The sequence below is a fragment of the Vibrio sp. V39_P1S14PM300 genome, from assembly GCF_009904765.1.
In the GTDB taxonomy this organism is placed as follows: domain Bacteria; phylum Pseudomonadota; class Gammaproteobacteria; order Enterobacterales; family Vibrionaceae; genus Vibrio; species Vibrio proteolyticus.
Genome location: NZ_WXWP01000343.1, coordinates 1 through 16,671, shown reverse-complemented (window position 1 = coordinate 16,671; position 16,671 = coordinate 1). Strand labels below are relative to the sequence as shown.

The 16,671-nt window shown below is 47.6% G+C and carries 12 protein-coding genes; 5 read left to right on the top strand and 7 right to left on the bottom strand.

Annotated elements, in window-relative coordinates; translation table 11 throughout:
* Positions 1 to 342: 342 nt before the first annotated feature.
* Positions 343 to 1,782: a sucrose-specific PTS transporter subunit IIBC gene (locus tag CAG65_RS17995; protein WP_161454516.1), complete on the bottom strand. Its 1,440-nt coding sequence runs from the start codon at positions 1,780 to 1,782 to the stop codon at positions 343 to 345.
* Between the two features lie 306 nt (positions 1,783 to 2,088).
* Here CAG65_RS17995 and CAG65_RS17990 point away from each other — a divergent pair, with 306 nt between their 5' ends.
* Together CAG65_RS17990 and CAG65_RS17985 are read left to right on the top strand one after the other, a co-directional pair.
* Positions 2,089 to 3,075, top strand: coding sequence for a LacI family DNA-binding transcriptional regulator (locus CAG65_RS17990; protein ID WP_161454515.1), 987 nt, complete (start codon positions 2,089 to 2,091; stop codon positions 3,073 to 3,075).
* A gap of 155 nt (positions 3,076 to 3,230) precedes the next feature.
* Complete coding sequence (locus CAG65_RS17985; RefSeq protein WP_161454514.1) at positions 3,231 to 4,862, top strand: glycoside hydrolase family 32 protein; 1,632 nt, start codon at positions 3,231 to 3,233, stop codon at positions 4,860 to 4,862.
* Positions 4,863 to 5,080: 218 nt separating this feature from the next.
* Here CAG65_RS17985 and CAG65_RS17980 read toward each other — a convergent pair whose 3' ends face one another.
* From CAG65_RS17980 to CAG65_RS17970, 3 genes are all read right to left on the bottom strand, one after another.
* The gene (locus CAG65_RS17980; protein WP_161454513.1) at positions 5,081 to 6,469 is read right to left on the bottom strand and encodes a carbohydrate porin; all 1,389 of its coding nucleotides are present in this window, start codon (positions 6,467 to 6,469) and stop codon (positions 5,081 to 5,083) included.
* A gap of 306 nt (positions 6,470 to 6,775) precedes the next feature.
* Entirely contained in the window at positions 6,776 to 7,699 is a 924-nt protein-coding gene (locus CAG65_RS17975; RefSeq protein WP_161454512.1) for an aminoimidazole riboside kinase, read from the bottom strand.
* 359 nt (positions 7,700 to 8,058) lie between these two features.
* Positions 8,059 to 9,141, bottom strand: coding sequence for an ABC transporter substrate-binding protein (locus tag CAG65_RS17970; RefSeq protein ID WP_161454511.1), 1,083 nt, complete (start codon positions 9,139 to 9,141; stop codon positions 8,059 to 8,061).
* A gap of 205 nt (positions 9,142 to 9,346) precedes the next feature.
* Here CAG65_RS17970 and CAG65_RS17965 point away from each other — a divergent pair, with 205 nt between their 5' ends.
* The 3 genes from CAG65_RS17965 to CAG65_RS17955 are packed head-to-tail and all read left to right on the top strand — an operon-like array spanning position 9,347 to position 12,412.
* Positions 9,347 to 10,399, top strand: a complete 1,053-nt coding sequence (locus CAG65_RS17965; RefSeq protein WP_161454510.1) for a FecCD family ABC transporter permease — start codon at positions 9,347 to 9,349, stop codon at positions 10,397 to 10,399.
* Positions 10,400 to 10,402: 3 nt separating this feature from the next.
* Positions 10,403 to 11,179, top strand: a complete 777-nt coding sequence (locus CAG65_RS17960; RefSeq protein WP_161454509.1) for an ABC transporter ATP-binding protein — start codon at positions 10,403 to 10,405, stop codon at positions 11,177 to 11,179.
* A complete protein-coding gene (locus tag CAG65_RS17955; protein ID WP_161454508.1) occupies positions 11,180 to 12,412 on the top strand; it encodes an MDR family MFS transporter in 1,233 nt (410 codons plus the stop codon).
* Positions 12,413 to 12,539: 127 nt separating this feature from the next.
* On the opposite strand, the gene CAG65_RS17950 is transcribed toward CAG65_RS17955, so the two are convergent.
* The 3 genes from CAG65_RS17950 to CAG65_RS17940 form a co-directional block, all read right to left on the bottom strand.
* The gene (locus tag CAG65_RS17950) at positions 12,540 to 13,247 is read right to left on the bottom strand and encodes a fimbrial biogenesis chaperone (protein ID WP_161454507.1); all 708 of its coding nucleotides are present in this window, start codon (positions 13,245 to 13,247) and stop codon (positions 12,540 to 12,542) included.
* Entirely contained in the window at positions 13,219 to 14,541 is a 1,323-nt protein-coding gene (locus tag CAG65_RS17945; protein WP_161454506.1) for a fimbrial protein, read from the bottom strand. Before CAG65_RS17945 ends, CAG65_RS17950 begins: the two co-directional genes overlap by 29 nt.
* Positions 14,541 to 16,671 (bottom strand): fimbria/pilus outer membrane usher protein (locus CAG65_RS17940; RefSeq protein WP_161454505.1); only part of this gene is annotated, 2,131 nt, incomplete at its 5' end. The genes CAG65_RS17945 and CAG65_RS17940, both read right to left, overlap by 1 nt.

Here is a 16,671-nt window from a genome sequence, read left to right as displayed (position 1 = left end):
GAGTATGTATTATTACTAGTATCTTTAAAGAAGAATGTTTTGAGCTAAATTCAATTGTCCAAAAGTCGTAGTTTTTGAGCTGAGTGGTTTTCGTTGTGCCGTTAGATGCTGGAAACTGGCTTAGTGGCAGGGTGAAATGGAGATGTTGGACGTGTGACCTAGAAGCTATTGTTATCCACTAGTCAGCTTAGTTCTTTGAATTAAGAACTAAGTTTCTAGATATTGGTATTCCATCGGTAAAAGTTAGGGACATGCAACGTTTATTGGTGCGAATGAAAAAACATAAGGTTAATCACTGCCCACAAACGGAGTGAGCAATGGTTAGTGCCAACTGGATAGTACTTATGTTGCCGTGCTAAGGCTTTGTTTTGTTTTTTCGCGCATGCCCAACATTAGCGTCAGACCAAATGCCGCCGCAAATGAAATCACCATTCCTACCACGTAGTAACCAATTTTCTCCGGGTTGATGGAGATGATGCCTGGCAGACCTGCTGCACCCAATGCATGGGCTTTAACGTTAAACAGAGTAATGAAAGCACTGGCAATCGCAGAGCCTGTGATGGCGGCAATGAACGGGTAACGCAGTTTCAGGTTCACACCAAACATCGCCGGCTCCGTAATACCCAGCAGTGCGGTAATGCCGGAGGGGATCGCAATTCCTTTGAGCTTGATGTCTTTGGTGGTAAAGCCAACTGCCAGCGCTGCGGCGCCTTGTGCCACGTTGGACATGGCCGCGATCGGGAAAATGAAGGTTCCACCGGTGGTTGCGATATCCGCCAGCAACTGAGTTTCAATCGCGATGAAGCTGTGGTGCATACCGGTAATCACGAACGGAGCATAGATAAAACCAAACAGCGCGCCGCCAATAAAGCCGGCTGAATCGTACAGCCAGTTGAGGCCGTCACCCAGCATAAAGCCGACATCACGTGTGATTGGGCCAACTAAGGTGAACGTCAGGAAACCGGTGATGAAAATCGCCAGCATTGGTGTCAGCAGGTTATCAAGTACCGATGGAATCACTTTGCGCAGGCCGAGCTCAACTTTGGCTAAAATGAAGGCCGAAACCAGCACTGGCAGAACCGAGCCTTGATAGCCCACCTTCTGAATTTCCAGCCCGAGAATGTTCCACGTCGGTACGGTGTCAGCCACGGTCGCGCTACCAAAGCCCCAACCGTTAAGCAAATCCGGGTGAACCATCAGCATACCCAGTGCCGCGCCAAGGAACGGGTTTCCGCCAAACTTGCGTGATGCAGAGAAAGCCAGCAGAACGGGTAAGTAAACAAACGGGGCGTTGGCGAAGGTGTTGATCATGCTGGCCAAATCCGCTAGGCCGGGGTTGGCATCAATCAGCGATAGACCATCAATAAACAAGCCTTTGGCGGTCAGTACGTTGAACAGACCCATGAGCAGACCACCCGCGACGATGGCCGGAATGATAGGTACGAAAATATCGGATAAGCCTTTAACTGCGCGCTGCACGATATTCTGATTTCGCGCACCGGCGCTGGCGACGTCGTTGGTCGACATATCGGCCATGCCGGTCAGCTTCGCCATTTCGGCATACACCTGATTGACAATACCTGAGCCAAAAATGATCTGGTATTGGCCCGCGACCTTGAACTGGCCTTTGACGCCATCCAACGTTTCGATTGCGCTTTCATCAATCTGTGATTCATCTTTCACTGCCAGACGTAGCCGTGTTGCGCAGTGTGCCAGCGCCTGGATGTTGGTTTTGCCACCCAAGTGCTCGAGAAGTTGTTTTGCTATGACTGGATAGTCCATAACTCACCCCGGTTCTTGTTACTTGTCAGTATACCCGTCTTGTTTGAAGTTGCGTGGTTTAGGCCGCTTCAATGTGTCTGGGTTTAGTTGTTTACTGCTTTATGATTATATTTTTGGGAACGTTTGCAATGGCGATTTTTGTCAATTAATCCCTAACGGTCAAAAGATCGTGGTGAATTCTGTGAGAATGATCGCCAAAAGCAAGATAGAGAAACAACAAAACAAGGGTAAAATCACGCTAATGCCGGGATTGAAGTCGGGCATTTCTGCAATCAATCCCACTTGGAACGTAAAATAGGATGCTTTATGGCAAGTTTGTATGACGTCGCCAGACTGGCAGGCGTGTCAAAGTCGACGGTCTCTCGCGTAATTAATGATGAATACGGCGTAAAAGAGTCTACGAAAATCAAAGTGTTAAAGGCGGTTTCTGAGTGTGGCTACGTGGTTAACCAGGTGGCGAAAGATCTAAAATCGCAGAGAACCAACCTGATTGGTGTGATTGTGCCGCGGGTATCGTCCCATGCGACCGCCCAAGGCGTGGATGGATTGACGGCGATCTTCGAGCAGGCCGGGAAGCATGTATTACTCGCCAATACTCATCAGGTTCATGCTAAAGAAATCGAATATATTAAAATATTTAACCAAAAGCGTGTCGAAGGAATCGTATTTTACGCTACGCATCTTGACGCGCCGCTTGTCAAAGCGATTCAACAATCGGCGGTACCGGTGGTGCTGGTAGGGCAGGATGGCTCGCTGCATAACATTCCGAGTGTGGTGCACGATGATACACGCGTTGGCTTTGAAGCGGGCAACCGCTTGGTGCAAGCGGGCTGCGAACAGATCGGGTTTATCGGCGTGCAGAGTGACGACATTGCGGTGGATGCCCAACGCTCACAAGGCTTGGAGCAGGCGTTGGCGTTCCACAATATACCGCTGCTGTTTCATGTGCGTGGCGACTTTTCGATTGAATCCGGCTATCGTTTGGCCAAAGAACAGATCAAAACGTATCCGCAAATGGATGGCCTGTTTTGTGCGACCGACCGTTTGGCCGTCGGCGCGATCAAAGCGCTGCAGGAAGCTGGTGTGAAGGTTGGTGAACAGGTGAAACTACTCGGAGTCGGCAATGACGAACTGGCCTATGTCAGCACACCTTCGTTATCGACCTTCAACTATGCCTTTGATAAAGCAGGAGAAAACGCAGCAAAAATGCTGCTGGAGCGCATTGCCGGGCGCGGTCAGGAGATGAGCAAAGTCGTGCTCACTTTCCAGAATGTGCCACGCGAAACCTGCTAAATCTTACGCAAATTTTTCTTTGCCCTGTCGCTGGGCTTCTGTGCCCGGCTTCACACTCAATTGGATTTGCCCTCAGTTTATTGCGGAAAAACTTGCCTAATTAGTATTTGTTTTATATTTTGAGAACGTTCCCGAATTTGATGTTAGGTAAGTTCATGTCACTACAGCGACTTATTGATCTCGCGGGCGGGGTCGATAATATTCAACGAATTTTAGCCCCGGTAGGGCGCGTGACGGTAGCGGTGCGAGATGCTGAGCGTGTTCAGCCACTGCCACAAGAAGTGAGTACCGAATCAGTACTGGATGAGTGGCAACTGTGTATGGAGCGTGGTGGTGACATCACCGATGCTGACCTCGCCGAGCTTGGTCTGACCATCGCCAGTGCGCAGCGTCAGGCCGCTTCATCGTATTTGCAGCCAACACCTTGCCCGTATCGCCCACAGTGGCACATTTCACCGCCGCAGGGGTTACTCAATGATCCAAACGGCTTTATCTATCACAAAGGTGAGTACCATCTGTTCTATCAGTGGTATCCGTTTGCCTGTGAGCATAAAGATAAATACTGGGTACACCTTAAAAGCCAGGATCTGGTGAACTGGGCGTGGCAGTCCATCGCGTTAACGCCGTCGGATTGGTTCGACAGCCACGGGGTCTTTTCTGGTCATGCTGTCAGTGATGGTGACGATTTGTGGCTGTTCTACACCGGCAACACGCGCCTTGGCCACGACCGTCAGCGCCAGACGATGCAGTGTGTAGCACGCCTGAATGAGCATAATCAGTTTGAAAAATTAGGACCGCAGATCCGCACGTTACCGCCGGGCGTCACGGAACACATTCGTGACCCGAAAGTGGTGCAGCGTCAGGGGCGGTGGCATATGTTGCTTGGCGCGCAGACTCAGGATTTGCAAGGCCGTTTAGCAGTCTACCATTCTACGGATTTGCAGCACTGGCAGTTTGATAAGCTGTATGGCGAAGAGCTGGCGCCTTACGGTTATATGTGGGAATGCCCAGACTGGTTCGAGCTCTCGGGCGAGCAGTTTATGGTGTTTGGTCCGCAAGGAATTCGTGCGGATAACCCGCATCACACCATCGTTCATCAGAATCGTATTTTTCGCATTCATCAGGACGACAACGGCGGTTTTCATTTTCTGCAAGGCTGGCAACTCGACGCGGGATTCGATTTCTATGCCCCGCAATCGATGCACACCGTCGATGGCCGCCGCGTGATGTGCGGCTGGATGGGATTGCCGGATGAGGTTGAACACCCAAGTTGCGACAATGGCTGGATTCATCAGTTTACTGTGTTGCGCGAGCTGAGTTGGTACAACGGAAAAATTATTCAGCAACCTATTGCGGAACTGACGCAATTGCGTGGTGAGACTCGCGCATTGACGCTCAATGAGCAGCCGCTGGATCTTGGCTGCAAAAGCTTCGATCTGGAAGTGACGCTGCCTTGGGGCAGTGAACTGCGTTTACTGCACGATGATGAGCACGCTGTGGTGCTGACACTCGAGCGCGAGCAAAGCGTGCTGCGTTTTGACCGAGGCCATACCCAGATTCGCGAGGGCGACACCATTCGTGAGCTGCCACTGACATCAGGTGAAGTGAAGCTACGCGTTCTGGCGGACAACTCATCGCTGGAAATCTTCATCAATGACGGTGAGCAGGTAATGACCGGGCGCGTGTTTACGCCGCCAAACGCGACTCATATTTCGCTGCGTCATGCGGTTGCCAGTGCGACGTTCGCCCCGCTCAATGCCATGCAGTGGTCATTTGCACCGCGTTAAGCATTACGTTGGTGATTTCACCGAATGCTAAAAAAGCCACCGCAAAGGTGGCTTTTGTCTTTGCAGACTAAGGTAACAATCAACGGATAAAATTCACCGTAGGCAGGCACTCAAAACCGGGTTTGGCAAACAGATAGCCTTGCATCAACGAAACGGAGGCTTGCTATCTTTAACGCAACAAAAAACCCGGCCGAAGCCGGGTTGATGGGAGGTATGGTTTAGAACCAGGTTTCCATTTGCAGGGCAAAGACGGTTTCGCCGCCACTGCCCATGGTGTTGACATCGCTGTCGAGACTGACTGCGTAGTCATCCAGCGCGCTGCTCCAGTCAACATAGCTCACCGCAAAGCGAATTTCCGGGCGGTCAAAGAAGCCCGCTGACGTTGCCAGTTTGAAGGTCGGGGCAATCGTCGCTTTGTAGAAGTTGCCTTTGGCCTTATCGACGCTGTTGTCCAGATCCATGTACTGGTAAGAACCTTCATACACCATTTCAAAATTTCGGGTCAGCTCCTGCGCGAGGCGAACGTTGACTGAGGCCCATGTATACTCATCATTGGTTTTGATGCGATCCTGACTGTATTCCGCCATGACGGCAGGGGCGATGCGCCAGTTATCCGCAAAGCGGGTCACGCCGTAGCTGAAAAGACGCAGGGCTTTGGCGTCCTCGTTCAGGTCGCCGTTTGAGCCGATGCCTTTCAGTTCAGCACCAAGGCCCTGACCGACCAACACGCCGGATTTTGAGAAACCGTCGCTCAGGCCATAGAAACTCTCGCCATGATAGGCAAACAGAGCATGCACGCCGTTTTCTGCGCGTTTGCTTGGTGAGGCGCTGTCGGTGTCGCGGCCTTGGTTATCGGACGAAGTCATGCCGCTGACCATCAGTTGGAAGTTGCCAAAACGGTTGTTCATGGTTGCAACGTAGTTTTCGATATCAGTGCTGGAGCTGTCGATTTCACCAAAGTCGCGGCCGTAGACAGAGAAGTTGGCTTTCCAGCTGTCGGTAAACTGCACATCGTAGATGCCAGCGCCGGTACCAGAGAGAAACACAATGTCAGAGTCAAAAAAGTGGATGTCAAAGTTATCGCGGTCGAAGCGTTTACCTGCCCACAAGGTCGAGTGCTCAAACGCACCGGAGAATGAGCTCAAGTTAGCCAGCTCGGCATACACCTGACGCACGTTGAGTTGGCTGTCATCTGCGGTCCAGTCATTGCTGGTCTCGACGCTGTCAGCCAACATAATGCGAAATCGTGCAGTAGAGCCGTCATCGAGCGTACGGTTGTGAACCAGATTGGCTTCAAGATAGTTGTCATCTTCCAGGCCTAGGCGACCAACAGGTGCCCCCAGCGCACCTGCCGCTGTCATGTAAGGGCCTGTGCCAGTCGCGCCGTTGAGGTCGTCATTGACCAACAGTCCAGCACGAGCATAGCCGTGAAATTCAAATAAAGACGCTGTAGCTTGCGTTTGCTGAGCTGTTTGTTCAGTTTGCGCCAGGCGTGATTCCAGATCGTTGATACGTGCTTCCAGCGTTGTGATATCGGACTCAGCTCTGGCGACAGAGGCAGGTAAGAGGGCTGCGGCAACAGCCAGCGTTAATGCTTTAGTTTTCATTAGAATGTTTCTCCACATTGGATGATAAATTTGAGGAATTGCAAACGTTCCCAATAAATCACGAAGCAGCGTGGATGTTTGAGCGAAAATTATCAGTTCATGTTTCCTCGGTGTCTGATAACTATCACTCATTACGTTAGGTAGGACTGTAACCAATAAATGGGGAACGATCCCGATCGTTAATTGAAAACTTTTATCCAATTCACGTTCTGGATGGTATTTGTGAGCTGGATGTATGTGCTAAGTTACGTATTCCTGATCATCAAAAAGGCGAGCATAAGGCTCGCCTGAATGGAAGTTTCAGAATTATTCGCTGAGAAATTTGTGTAACTCTCTTTGGGCGGGGAGTGCAGTCATTGCTCCTTTTTGCGTGGTTGCAAGAGCGCCACAGCCATGGGCTAAATGGACCGCTTTAGTGATAGAATCGCTTGATTGCCATTGCTCACTCTTCGACAACTGATACAACAAACCTCCCACAAAAGCATCACCAGCACCAGTGGTATCCACGGGTTTCACGACTTTTCCGCTGACCAACATTTGATTAGCTGAGGTGACAACCAGCGCGCCTTTGGCGCCTTGCGTAATGATAAGCAGAGGCAATGACAACTCAGACAAAACTTGCAGTCCTTGCTCAATTGACGTGGTTGTGGTCAGAAACAATAACTCTTCTTCAGAAAATTTTACGACATCGGCTGTAGCCACAGCGCGCATTATCACTTCGATTAGTTCATCAGGGTTGTCCCACACCTCTTCGCGAAGGTTGGGATCAAAACTGACATAACCTCCCGCTTGTTTAATGCGATGAATCGCTTCAAATGTGCTACTTCGGCTAGGTTCGTTGGCCAGAGCAATAGAGCAGAAATGTAGCCACTCGTTAGGTTGAAAATCAGGAATATCAGAAGGTTGTAAGAATTGATCAGCGCTGGGCTTGACCATAAAAGTAAAGCTGCGTTCGCCGCTATCATCCAGATCGACGATAACCGTTGAGGTGCGTTGATTGCTGTCCAGAATTAAGTGTCGGCAGTCGATCATCTCGCTAACGAGTGTTTGTTGCATAAACTTGCCTATGGGATCGTTCCCGACTCGACCAAAAAAAGCGCTGTTGCCGCCAAGGCGTGCTATCGCTACTGCTACATTGGCAGGCGCTCCGCCTGGGCATTTAAGGTAGTGCATTTCACCATCAGGAATCAAATCAATGACCGCATCACCAGTTACCCATATCTTGTTCATGTTTTTACTCCACAATTGTCGTTATCCAGTGTAATTCAAAAATAGTAATAAAATGAATCGATTTGAGCGAGCATTAAATTTGTCGATGAGGTGTGTCGGTTGTATAGAATTACAAGGAGCAGCAAGTATTTTAGCGAGACTATTAAGCGCATTAAGAGTATGGAATGAAAGCGATACAAACGCGGGGTTAGGGGTAGGCGAGCCGTTTCTTCAGGCATCTTTAACCGAAACGATACGCTTATTGTGTCGAAAAATAGAACTCGGTGCTTTCACCGAGTAGGTCGTTGGGGAGCGATAGTTCCAATCATACTCGCTCCCGAGTTCCTGAGTCTGTATGCCGGTGTTCTGAGTTATCTTAGCTACAGTTTGATGGCAAACGTTCCTGAGGGGGTGACTGGCAAATATTTAGCATAAAAATCAAGATACGCTTGTTCAGGGTTCAGGTCACTAAATAGCTCAGGGTACAGCGCTTTAGCATAAAACTGAATCATTGCGCTATCCATGATCGTTCTGCACGCTCCGTGGTATGCCGCATAAATACGATCATTCTGTACAGCGGAAATAGTGGCCCAACCCAGTCGCTTTTTAAAGTTGGCTAAACGTTCTTTTGCAAGTTCTTGTGCGACACCTTGACCCATTAACATCGAGTCGCTAGAACTGCCGGATTCATAACCCGTAATGACAATAACATCTGGGTTTGAGGCGATGATCTGCTCTGGATTCAGTTTTCCCCACCACTCAACATAAGGGGCAGAAATGTTGTCTCCACCAGCCATGGTGGCTATCGCTCCCCACATATTTTTACCAAATGTGTAGCCGACTTCTTGGACGCCAGCGGCGCCGTATTCGGTATAAACCTTAGGCTTTGCTACGTTTGCGGAGGCTAAACGCTCTTGAATCATTTCAACGTTATGGCGGTAATCATTCGCTATTTGGTCGGCTCTTTCTTTCTGACCGGTAATAACGCCTATAATCTGAGTGCTTTTAACATGACGCTCAAGCGTCTGCGCGTTGTAGTCGACAACCACAACAGGGATACCGGTACTTTCAATGCGGGCGATGTCTTCACCTAATCCATTGTATTGCCATTCTGCCAGCATCAATACGTCTGGCTTTAGGCCGATCACTTTTTCGACAGAGAAAGTATTGGTGTCAATACGGCCAATGTCAGCGATCTTCTGTAAAGAAGGGCGATGTTTGACGTACAGTTCCCAGTTAGCCGAACGTGCCTGCCAGATATACTTAGACATGCCCACAACATTGTCATATGCCTTTTCAGTACCTATTGCCATATAATCTTCCGGATAGAAGCCAACAATCGCTCTTTTCGCGGGAACATCCAGCGTGACTTCTCTCCCCAAGATATCTGTAACAGTGGTGACTTGCCCGAGCGCAGACGCACTAAAAATGAGGGCGGCAATGCTAATTAACTTTTTATACATGAATGAGATCCTTGGATTTATGATGAATATGGTCCATACAGCCAATGCTTAACTTAGCGACCAATCATAATTCCTAATTCAATACGTATGCAAATTATTATCATTTCTGTTAATGTGCGTGGTGCAAAAGCAGGGTGTGAACTAGGTTACTGTGGGGCTTAGTCGCAATTATTAACGAATCAATTACATAGTCAGGTAATGTCGGATGCAATCTGCAGCAGTACTACAAGCTATTGAGACACAAAGAAAACATGAGTATAGACGCATCGCGATCCTCATTATGTTCTGCCTAATTTTAATGACATCATTTGTGTTGGATATCATGAGTGGTCCATCTATGCTGGATGCTACGAGTGTCTTGCATGCGATCTTTCAGTTTGTTGGTTTACCTTTTCAAGTCGATAGTTCGACACAGATTATTGTCACTGATTTACGTCTACCGATTGCACTGATGGCAATCGTTGTTGGGGGAGCTTTGGGTGTCGGTGGCGCAGAGATGCAGACGCTTCTTAACAACAGTATGGCTAGCCCGTACACGTTGGGAATGGCGGCGGCGGCGGGGTTTGGCGCGGCAATTACATTGTATTTCGGCTCGTTGGGCATAGATAGTTACTACGCAGTTCCAATCGGAGCATTTCTCTGCTGCATGTTATCGGCTTGTTTCTTATTCGCTCTGGCCTCAATGCGTCATATCAGCTCTGGTCAGCTTATCTTAGCGGGTATAGCATTACTGTTTCTTTTCCAGTCTCTACTCTCATTAGTTCAGTTTGTATCGTCACCAGAGCTTAGTCAGCAGATCTTATTTTGGCTTTTTGGGAGTTTATCAAAAGCAACCTGGGGCAACCTGATGATTACTTCTTCGGTGGTAATATTGGGACTCTTATTTTTAATGAAAGACGCATGGAAACTGACGGCGTTACGTTTAGGAGAAGAGCGGGCGAAAAGTGTAGGGGTGAATGTTCGGCAGTTACGTCTTAAAACCCTGTTTATCGTTGCTCTGATGACGGCTACGATAACCAGCTTTGTGGGGATCATCGGTTTTGTGGGGATTGTTGCTCCAAACATTGCGAAAATTTTGGTGGGAGAAGATCAACGATTTTTCTTACCGCTCTCTTTTTTAATTGGTGCCTTTCTTCTATCTACGGCTTCTGTCCTGTCTAAATTGATTGTTCCCGGAGCTTTGTTTCCTATCGGAATTGTCACTGCAATTATCGGCGTACCGTTTTTCTTCTGGCTCATTATTACCAAGCGGAGTTAATACATGCTAACTGTAGAAAAGATAAATATTCAGCTTGGTTTACTTACTTTAGCTCGCGATATGAGTTTTGACTTAAAACCGGGGCAGATAACCGCGATTCTTGGGCCAAACGGTACGGGAAAAAGTACTCTGTTAAAAACCTTATTTGGTGATGTTAATCTTATCAGTGGTGATATAGCTTATAACGGTAACTTGCTGTCCAATAAGTCGTTGGCACAATGGCGAAGCCAATTTGGTTACATGCCTCAGGATATTAACTTAGACGTCAATTTGACTGTCATTGAAGTCGTTTTGTTAGGTCGATTGGATGCTCTGAGTCTGCGTGTCGATGATAAAACGCTCAATCAAGCACTACAGATTCTCGATAACATAGGGATTTCTCAATTGGCTAACCACAGCGTCAATACCCTCAGCGGCGGTCAGTGCCAGATGGTTTTGTTCGCGCAAGCCTTGATGCGAGATCCGGCGATTATGATGTTAGATGAACCTGTCAGTGCGCTCGATTTGCATCATCAGCATATATTGCTGGAACATCTGGTTCGTCAAACTGGTGAAAAGCAATGCATCAGTCTGATGGTGTTACACGACCTCAACCTGGCCGCGCAGTATGCGGATAATCTGCTAGTGCTAAAGCAAGGGGAGTTAATTGCTAGTGGACACCCTAGGCAGATTCTGACGTCAACGTTGGTCGAGGAAGTATACAACGTGGAAGCACAGGTGTTCACCGATGAAAGTGGCGTGCCTTTTGTCCGTACTCAACGCTCAAAAAAGGCCGCTTAAATGAGGCTGCGCCATTTCATTAATGATTGGCGGTTACTATCAGCTGCTGGTCGTGTTCTGGTATTTAACAGTTTTAGTTTTAATCTCGGCTTTTACATGTTGTTGCCCTATCTGGCTGAACATCTTCAGAATCTGGGGTTTGATGGCTGGTACATTGGTTTAATTATTGGCCTGCGTGTACTCAGTCAGCAAGGTTTGTTCTTGGTTGGTGGCACGTTGGGCGATAGGTTCGGCTACAAACGGATGATACTTTGGGGCTGCGCTGTGCGTATCGTGGGATTCTTTCTTCTGGGTGTCGGTTCTCACGTTTTCGTTATCATATTGGGCGCTTTCTGTACAGGCTTTGCGGGGGCCCTGTTTACGCCGAGCAGTCAGGCATATTTGTCCTCTGAGTACCCTGATGCCAGTGAGCGTCATAGAGTCTTTGCGTTGCAGAATCTGGCAAAGGAAGCGGGTATGTTAATTGGGCCTCTGATTGGTCTTGCTTTATTTTTTGCGAGTTTTATGTGGGTTGGATTATCCGCCGCTAGCGTGTTTAGCCTTTTGTTTTTGCTTCAGTGGTATTACCTGCCTAGAGATGTTTTGGCTCCTAATCGTACAGACAAGGATAGCTTTTTACGTGATTGGTGGTTGATGCTGAAGAACAAACCATTTCTCAATTTTGTGATGGCCGCGGGCGTATATCAGATTCTGTTTCATCAGCTTTATCTTGCCATTCCCCATCAGGTTAAAACTCAAACGGGCAGTCCTTCCATTATCACTTGGGTATTTATGATATCGTCCTTGATGGGAGTGCTAATGCAATTACCAGTGAGTTACTGGGTAGATAAAACTCTTGGTGTCGCTAAAGGTATGGGAATCGGTATGGCTCTGATGGGAAGTGCCTTTCTAGTTTTGAACATGCGTTTTGAGCCTTGGTTGCCACTACCGTTTGTGTTGTGTGCAATCCTGCTGAGTGGCGGCTCTATGATGGTTTATCCGCTGATCGGTGCCTATGTCCCAAATTTTGCGGAGCCTGAGAAACTGGCGAGCTATTATGGTCTTAATTCTTGTATCGGAGGATTTTTTGCGTTTATCGGAAACTGGTGTGCAGGTTGGCTGCTGGACTTACCCGGCTTTGACGCTGGCTGGTTGTGGTTTACATTCGCCTTACTTGGAGCCGTTTCTGGGTTTAGCTTGTTTGTTCAGGTTAGGAAATGGCAGACGTTAAGTGCTAAGTGTAGTTATATGTAGATGCGTACACATATTTTGATCATGCTCTCTAACAATCATCCTAGTGCCCCCAGTTTTGCTATTTGAATCTGGGGGGATGTGATAGGTATTAAGACTTAAAACCTGCAGCCGTCATCAACGCCTAATTTTACTTCGGATCTGACGCGCGATCTTTTATGCATGAGATCTCGAGGTGACGGATTTGTCCCTGATCGTTAATATAGAACATTGGCAATATTTTATTGTTATGAACATTGAAATACAAAGTTGAAAACGGAGGCAGGTAACCACCTGAGTCTTCAGTACCTAATCGAAGATAGTTGACGTAAAACGGAGTGGTGTTACTTACTCTCGTCTTTCCTTTACTTTGAGTGCAGGTAATTTTAGGTACAGGGCCTTTCGCAAGAGCTTCCATATGTGCCGGTCGAAGAAACAGCTTTATTTTTGTGGTCATGCTGACAATGACTTTATTGTCGTCGAGATTGGCTGTTGGTGGTGCTTCATGTAGATTCAACCAGAATAGTTGTTCTTTGTCCCCGTTTAATGTATCGCCAGTATAATATATAGCCATATTTTTTTTCTCTCCAGGGGCAAGTTTGGCAACCGGAGGAACTACTAGAAACGGTGATTTTGCGTCCTTCGGTAAGGCTTCACTTGCCTCATCCGTGACCCAAAATTGTGTAATGACCGGATAGTCATTGGTATTTACCACATAAGCTGAATGATCCGGGTGGTTGTCGTAAATAATGACTCGACTTTTATCTAGCATCAACCCGGCGAAAGCCGGGACTGAAATAAGATAAATGAATATCAGTATGCAGCATTGCTTACTGGACTTTAATAATAATTCTCGCATGCGCTTTTACTTTTCCTGCTGTTACACTGCCGGACCCGGGCAGCTTCTCTAGACTGGCGATAAACTGTTGGAAGTAATTGGTGTGATCCGCGTAGTCGCTTCCGGCTGAGACGGCATTTTCCAGTACGGGAAACCATCCGGCATTACGGCCGCTCGTTGAGCCATTTAGATATCCGGTAGAACGAACAAATGGAATATTAATGCCGTTGACATCCCAAATACGTATACCCACGTTTTTAGCTAAAGCACCATCAGTTTCATAGCCATCAGAAAGTAAATAGGTCACACCGTTGTTACTGATTAAACCGTTATTTGACGCTGCTGTATCAGCTTCAGCACTGACCATAAAACCCATGGCGGTTTGTCCGGAACTGATGCCTGAATTAACCGCGTCTTCACACTCCAGTTCAATATGGATTGGAGCTTGTGCCTTTCCTCCATTTTCAAGTGTTTGAACTGATAGAGTCGGGAAGAGGACGACTGGAGTATGATTACGCACCACACAGGTTGGGAAGTAAGACATCGTCAGACCAGTACGCAACCCAAACGATACCCCATTATCTGCCCAGAAATCATAGTTGGTCGCGCTGTCTTGGCCCTCAACATCCAATACAGCTGCACTTAAACCGGGACCGCCCAGCTGTACATAAAAGTTGGGTTGGACACAGGTGTAAGTCGTTACGGTATTGCTGCCAAATGGCGGGTTAGATGCGCAATAGTTCGATCTAGAACCAATGGGAGCATATTGAGTCGATACCCGGGCAAGATCAACCTGATACTGGCTGAGGTGTTTGGCTTTAACGTATATTTTTGTGCTATCAGCACTAACATCATATTGTTCTAAAGGTGCTTTTTGCCAGTAGCGAGTCACAACTTTACCTGAGCTCAAGTGAGTCGCTTTCAGAGCAATATACGGAAACCAAGTTGCGTAGTAGCCCGGCATTCCGTCATTGACTGATGTGCCGCTACCGTTACCGATTTCCCAATAGCCTCCAACCCGATCATCTCCGTTAGTTGCGAAGAGTTCGTAGATTTGATCTTTGTCGGCATAATCGCACTCCATCATCACCGTCTCTGCACTCAAGTTACTGGCAGTGACAGCAGAAACGGTGGTGGATGCCAAAACAGTGCCTACAGGTTGAAGGTATTTGCTGCCCATGTTGACTCGGCCAACTTGTATAATTGAACCCTGCGTATCCAAAGTCGCTTGTGTCTTTATTCTGCAAGTTGCTTTAGCTTGAGTCCCAACTCCCGCCATCAACAGAAACAGAATTGCGATGGTAAATCTTTTCATTACATTTCCTTACATGGCGATTTGAGTTTGAATATTCTTGCTTGTTTTGTGTCATCCAATTTCGAAGAAAGATCATAGTGGATCACACATTTTTTATTGTCCCAAGACACATGGACGTTCCCCATATCTTGATCCACCCGAGCATAAACGTATCCATTCTGGCCAGACACACCTATTTCCTCACCTTTCTCTCCAGTCACAACGGCACCTATCGGAATTGAAGTCTGCTTTTCATTGATAGATGTCTCGATCAATAGCGGATACCCTTTTCGGGTATCAAAATCAACTTCCAGCACAGCACCTGCCATGGGGATGACTTTGTGACCTGAAGAAAGAATTTCGACATATGGGCTGTACTCGCCGCCCAGCATGATGTCATTCTCCCTGTAGGGAATGAGGTTGGGGGCCAGCCCATAGCCGTTAGATGAAATCCTCTGTCCGAGCCTGTTCATGATCTGCGCACCTTCAGCTCCTGGCGCTCTGATGATAGCAAAGGTATCTCCGACCGATTGAGCCAGGTTTATGCCTCCATGATGTATGACCACAGAGCCACTGGCATTTGCACCGAATTGTGAGTCGTTTGCTCCTTTCGCAAAGTTACCGCCAAAAGTTCCAACTGAGGTCCTTTTATTTAGAGATAGGTTAAAACGATTGGTATCTTGGCCAACCTCCGGGAGTTGTCTGCTTGCATTAACACTGTAACTCCAGGTTCTGTCTTCCCCAAGTGTGCCGGACACACCGACATCTGCACTATCGCCAGAGTCGTCAGAATGCGTATACCCCGAGTTCAGCATATGGTTTGAGCTGCCTATGGGAACTGAAAGGTTGACGCTCCAAAGGTTTTCACTCCTATGGCTGTCGTCAAAGGAGCTGGTAGCAACGTAGTTACGAGCGTAATTGACGCCTAGGTTAACAGTCCCTAGGTTGACGGAGTATCCGAGACCATATTGTTCATCATCTTGGCGGTTCCCTCGGTATGTTCGCTTACTACCATTCGCATTGAGGATACCGAAATTACCCAAGCTTTGATTGATACTAAGGTTCATTTGCTCTCTCTGCATATAAGTGCCAGACGTATAGTCAGTACTCTGCTGGTTGTAGTCACTTAATACATCGGCCAATTCCCGATAACCTGTTGTTGAATAACGATATCCGGCCAATGTTACCGTTGTGCCTGTGTCAAATGAACGGCTATAGTTGACGCCAAATCGCCAGCCGTCGGAAGAGGACTGTTCATTACGGCTTTCTGTCACTGAGTAAATAGCATCGCTCCCGAAGGCCCCGATAGAGGTGTTCAGCACACCGCCTAGTCCGAGCGCATAGTACCCGTCTGAAACTCGCAAATCACCGTTTGCGGTAATCAAATTAGTCAGGCCAGTTTCGTAACTGGCGTCGAAAAACCAACTATCGTCGGTAAATTGATTTGTTTTACCGAGTGCGGCTGAAAATTCTTTCTGTCCTTCTCGTTTGGAACCTGGTGTGGCGGAGTAAGGGACTGTGAAGCTGGAAATCTGACCGTCCGCTTCAGTGACTTCAACAAGCAGGTCTCCACGATAAGCGGTAGAGTACAAGTCATTAATTTCAAAAGGCCCAGGCGCTACAGAAGTCTGGTATATCTGACGATTGTTTTGTTTAACCGTAACTTTTGCTGACGTTTTAGCAATGCCTCTGATAACGGGAGCATATCCCCTTTGGGATTCTGGGCGCATTCTGTTATCTGTCTGGATTTGTACACCATTGAACCCGAAGTTGCTTAACTTGGTACTCTGGCTGTTCAGTTCACCTATCGAAAAATCTGACAGTATTTGAGGAATCGCTCGGCTGACGTAAGTGCGAGTTGATTCAAACTGGCTTGAGCTGACATCCTCGGATTCGCTGCGAAGATAGAACGATTGGTTTCTTAAACGCCATTGGCCAAGGTTAATTCCTGATGACAGATTAATGAATGCAGAATCAGTGTCCGACATTGAGTCAAAATCAGTGTGATAATAGTTGGCATTGTAATTAATAAATAGCGCCGAAACGCCAGAGTCCCAATTTTCTGAAGAAATATAACCTCGTGGGTTAGCTTTTAAAAATGCTTGAGGGACTATAAGCGAAAGCTTGAGTGAAGCAGGATCAATAATTACC

Excerpts from the sequence above, each read along its gene's own strand:
- CAG65_RS17960 (WP_161454509.1), top strand. The coding sequence starts at position 10,403 with ATGCTAACTGTAGAAAAGATAAATATTCAGCTTGGTTTACTTACTTTA.
- CAG65_RS17985 (WP_161454514.1), top strand. The coding sequence starts at position 3,231 with ATGTCACTACAGCGACTTATTGATCTCGCGGGCGGGGTCGATAATATT.
- CAG65_RS17945 (WP_161454506.1), bottom strand. The coding sequence starts at position 14,541 with ATGAAAAGATTTACCATCGCAATTCTGTTTCTGTTGATGGCGGGAGTT.
- CAG65_RS17965 (WP_161454510.1), top strand. The coding sequence starts at position 9,347 with ATGCAATCTGCAGCAGTACTACAAGCTATTGAGACACAAAGAAAACAT.
- CAG65_RS17980 (WP_161454513.1), bottom strand. The coding sequence starts at position 6,469 with ATGAAAACTAAAGCATTAACGCTGGCTGTTGCCGCAGCCCTCTTACCT.
- CAG65_RS17995 (WP_161454516.1), bottom strand. The coding sequence starts at position 1,782 with ATGGACTATCCAGTCATAGCAAAACAACTTCTCGAGCACTTGGGTGGC.
- CAG65_RS17975 (WP_161454512.1), bottom strand. The coding sequence starts at position 7,699 with ATGAACAAGATATGGGTAACTGGTGATGCGGTCATTGATTTGATTCCT.
- CAG65_RS17955 (WP_161454508.1), top strand. The coding sequence starts at position 11,180 with ATGAGGCTGCGCCATTTCATTAATGATTGGCGGTTACTATCAGCTGCT.
- CAG65_RS17950 (WP_161454507.1), bottom strand. The coding sequence starts at position 13,247 with ATGCGAGAATTATTATTAAAGTCCAGTAAGCAATGCTGCATACTGATA.
- CAG65_RS17970 (WP_161454511.1), bottom strand. The coding sequence starts at position 9,141 with ATGTATAAAAAGTTAATTAGCATTGCCGCCCTCATTTTTAGTGCGTCT.
- CAG65_RS17990 (WP_161454515.1), top strand. The coding sequence starts at position 2,089 with ATGGCAAGTTTGTATGACGTCGCCAGACTGGCAGGCGTGTCAAAGTCG.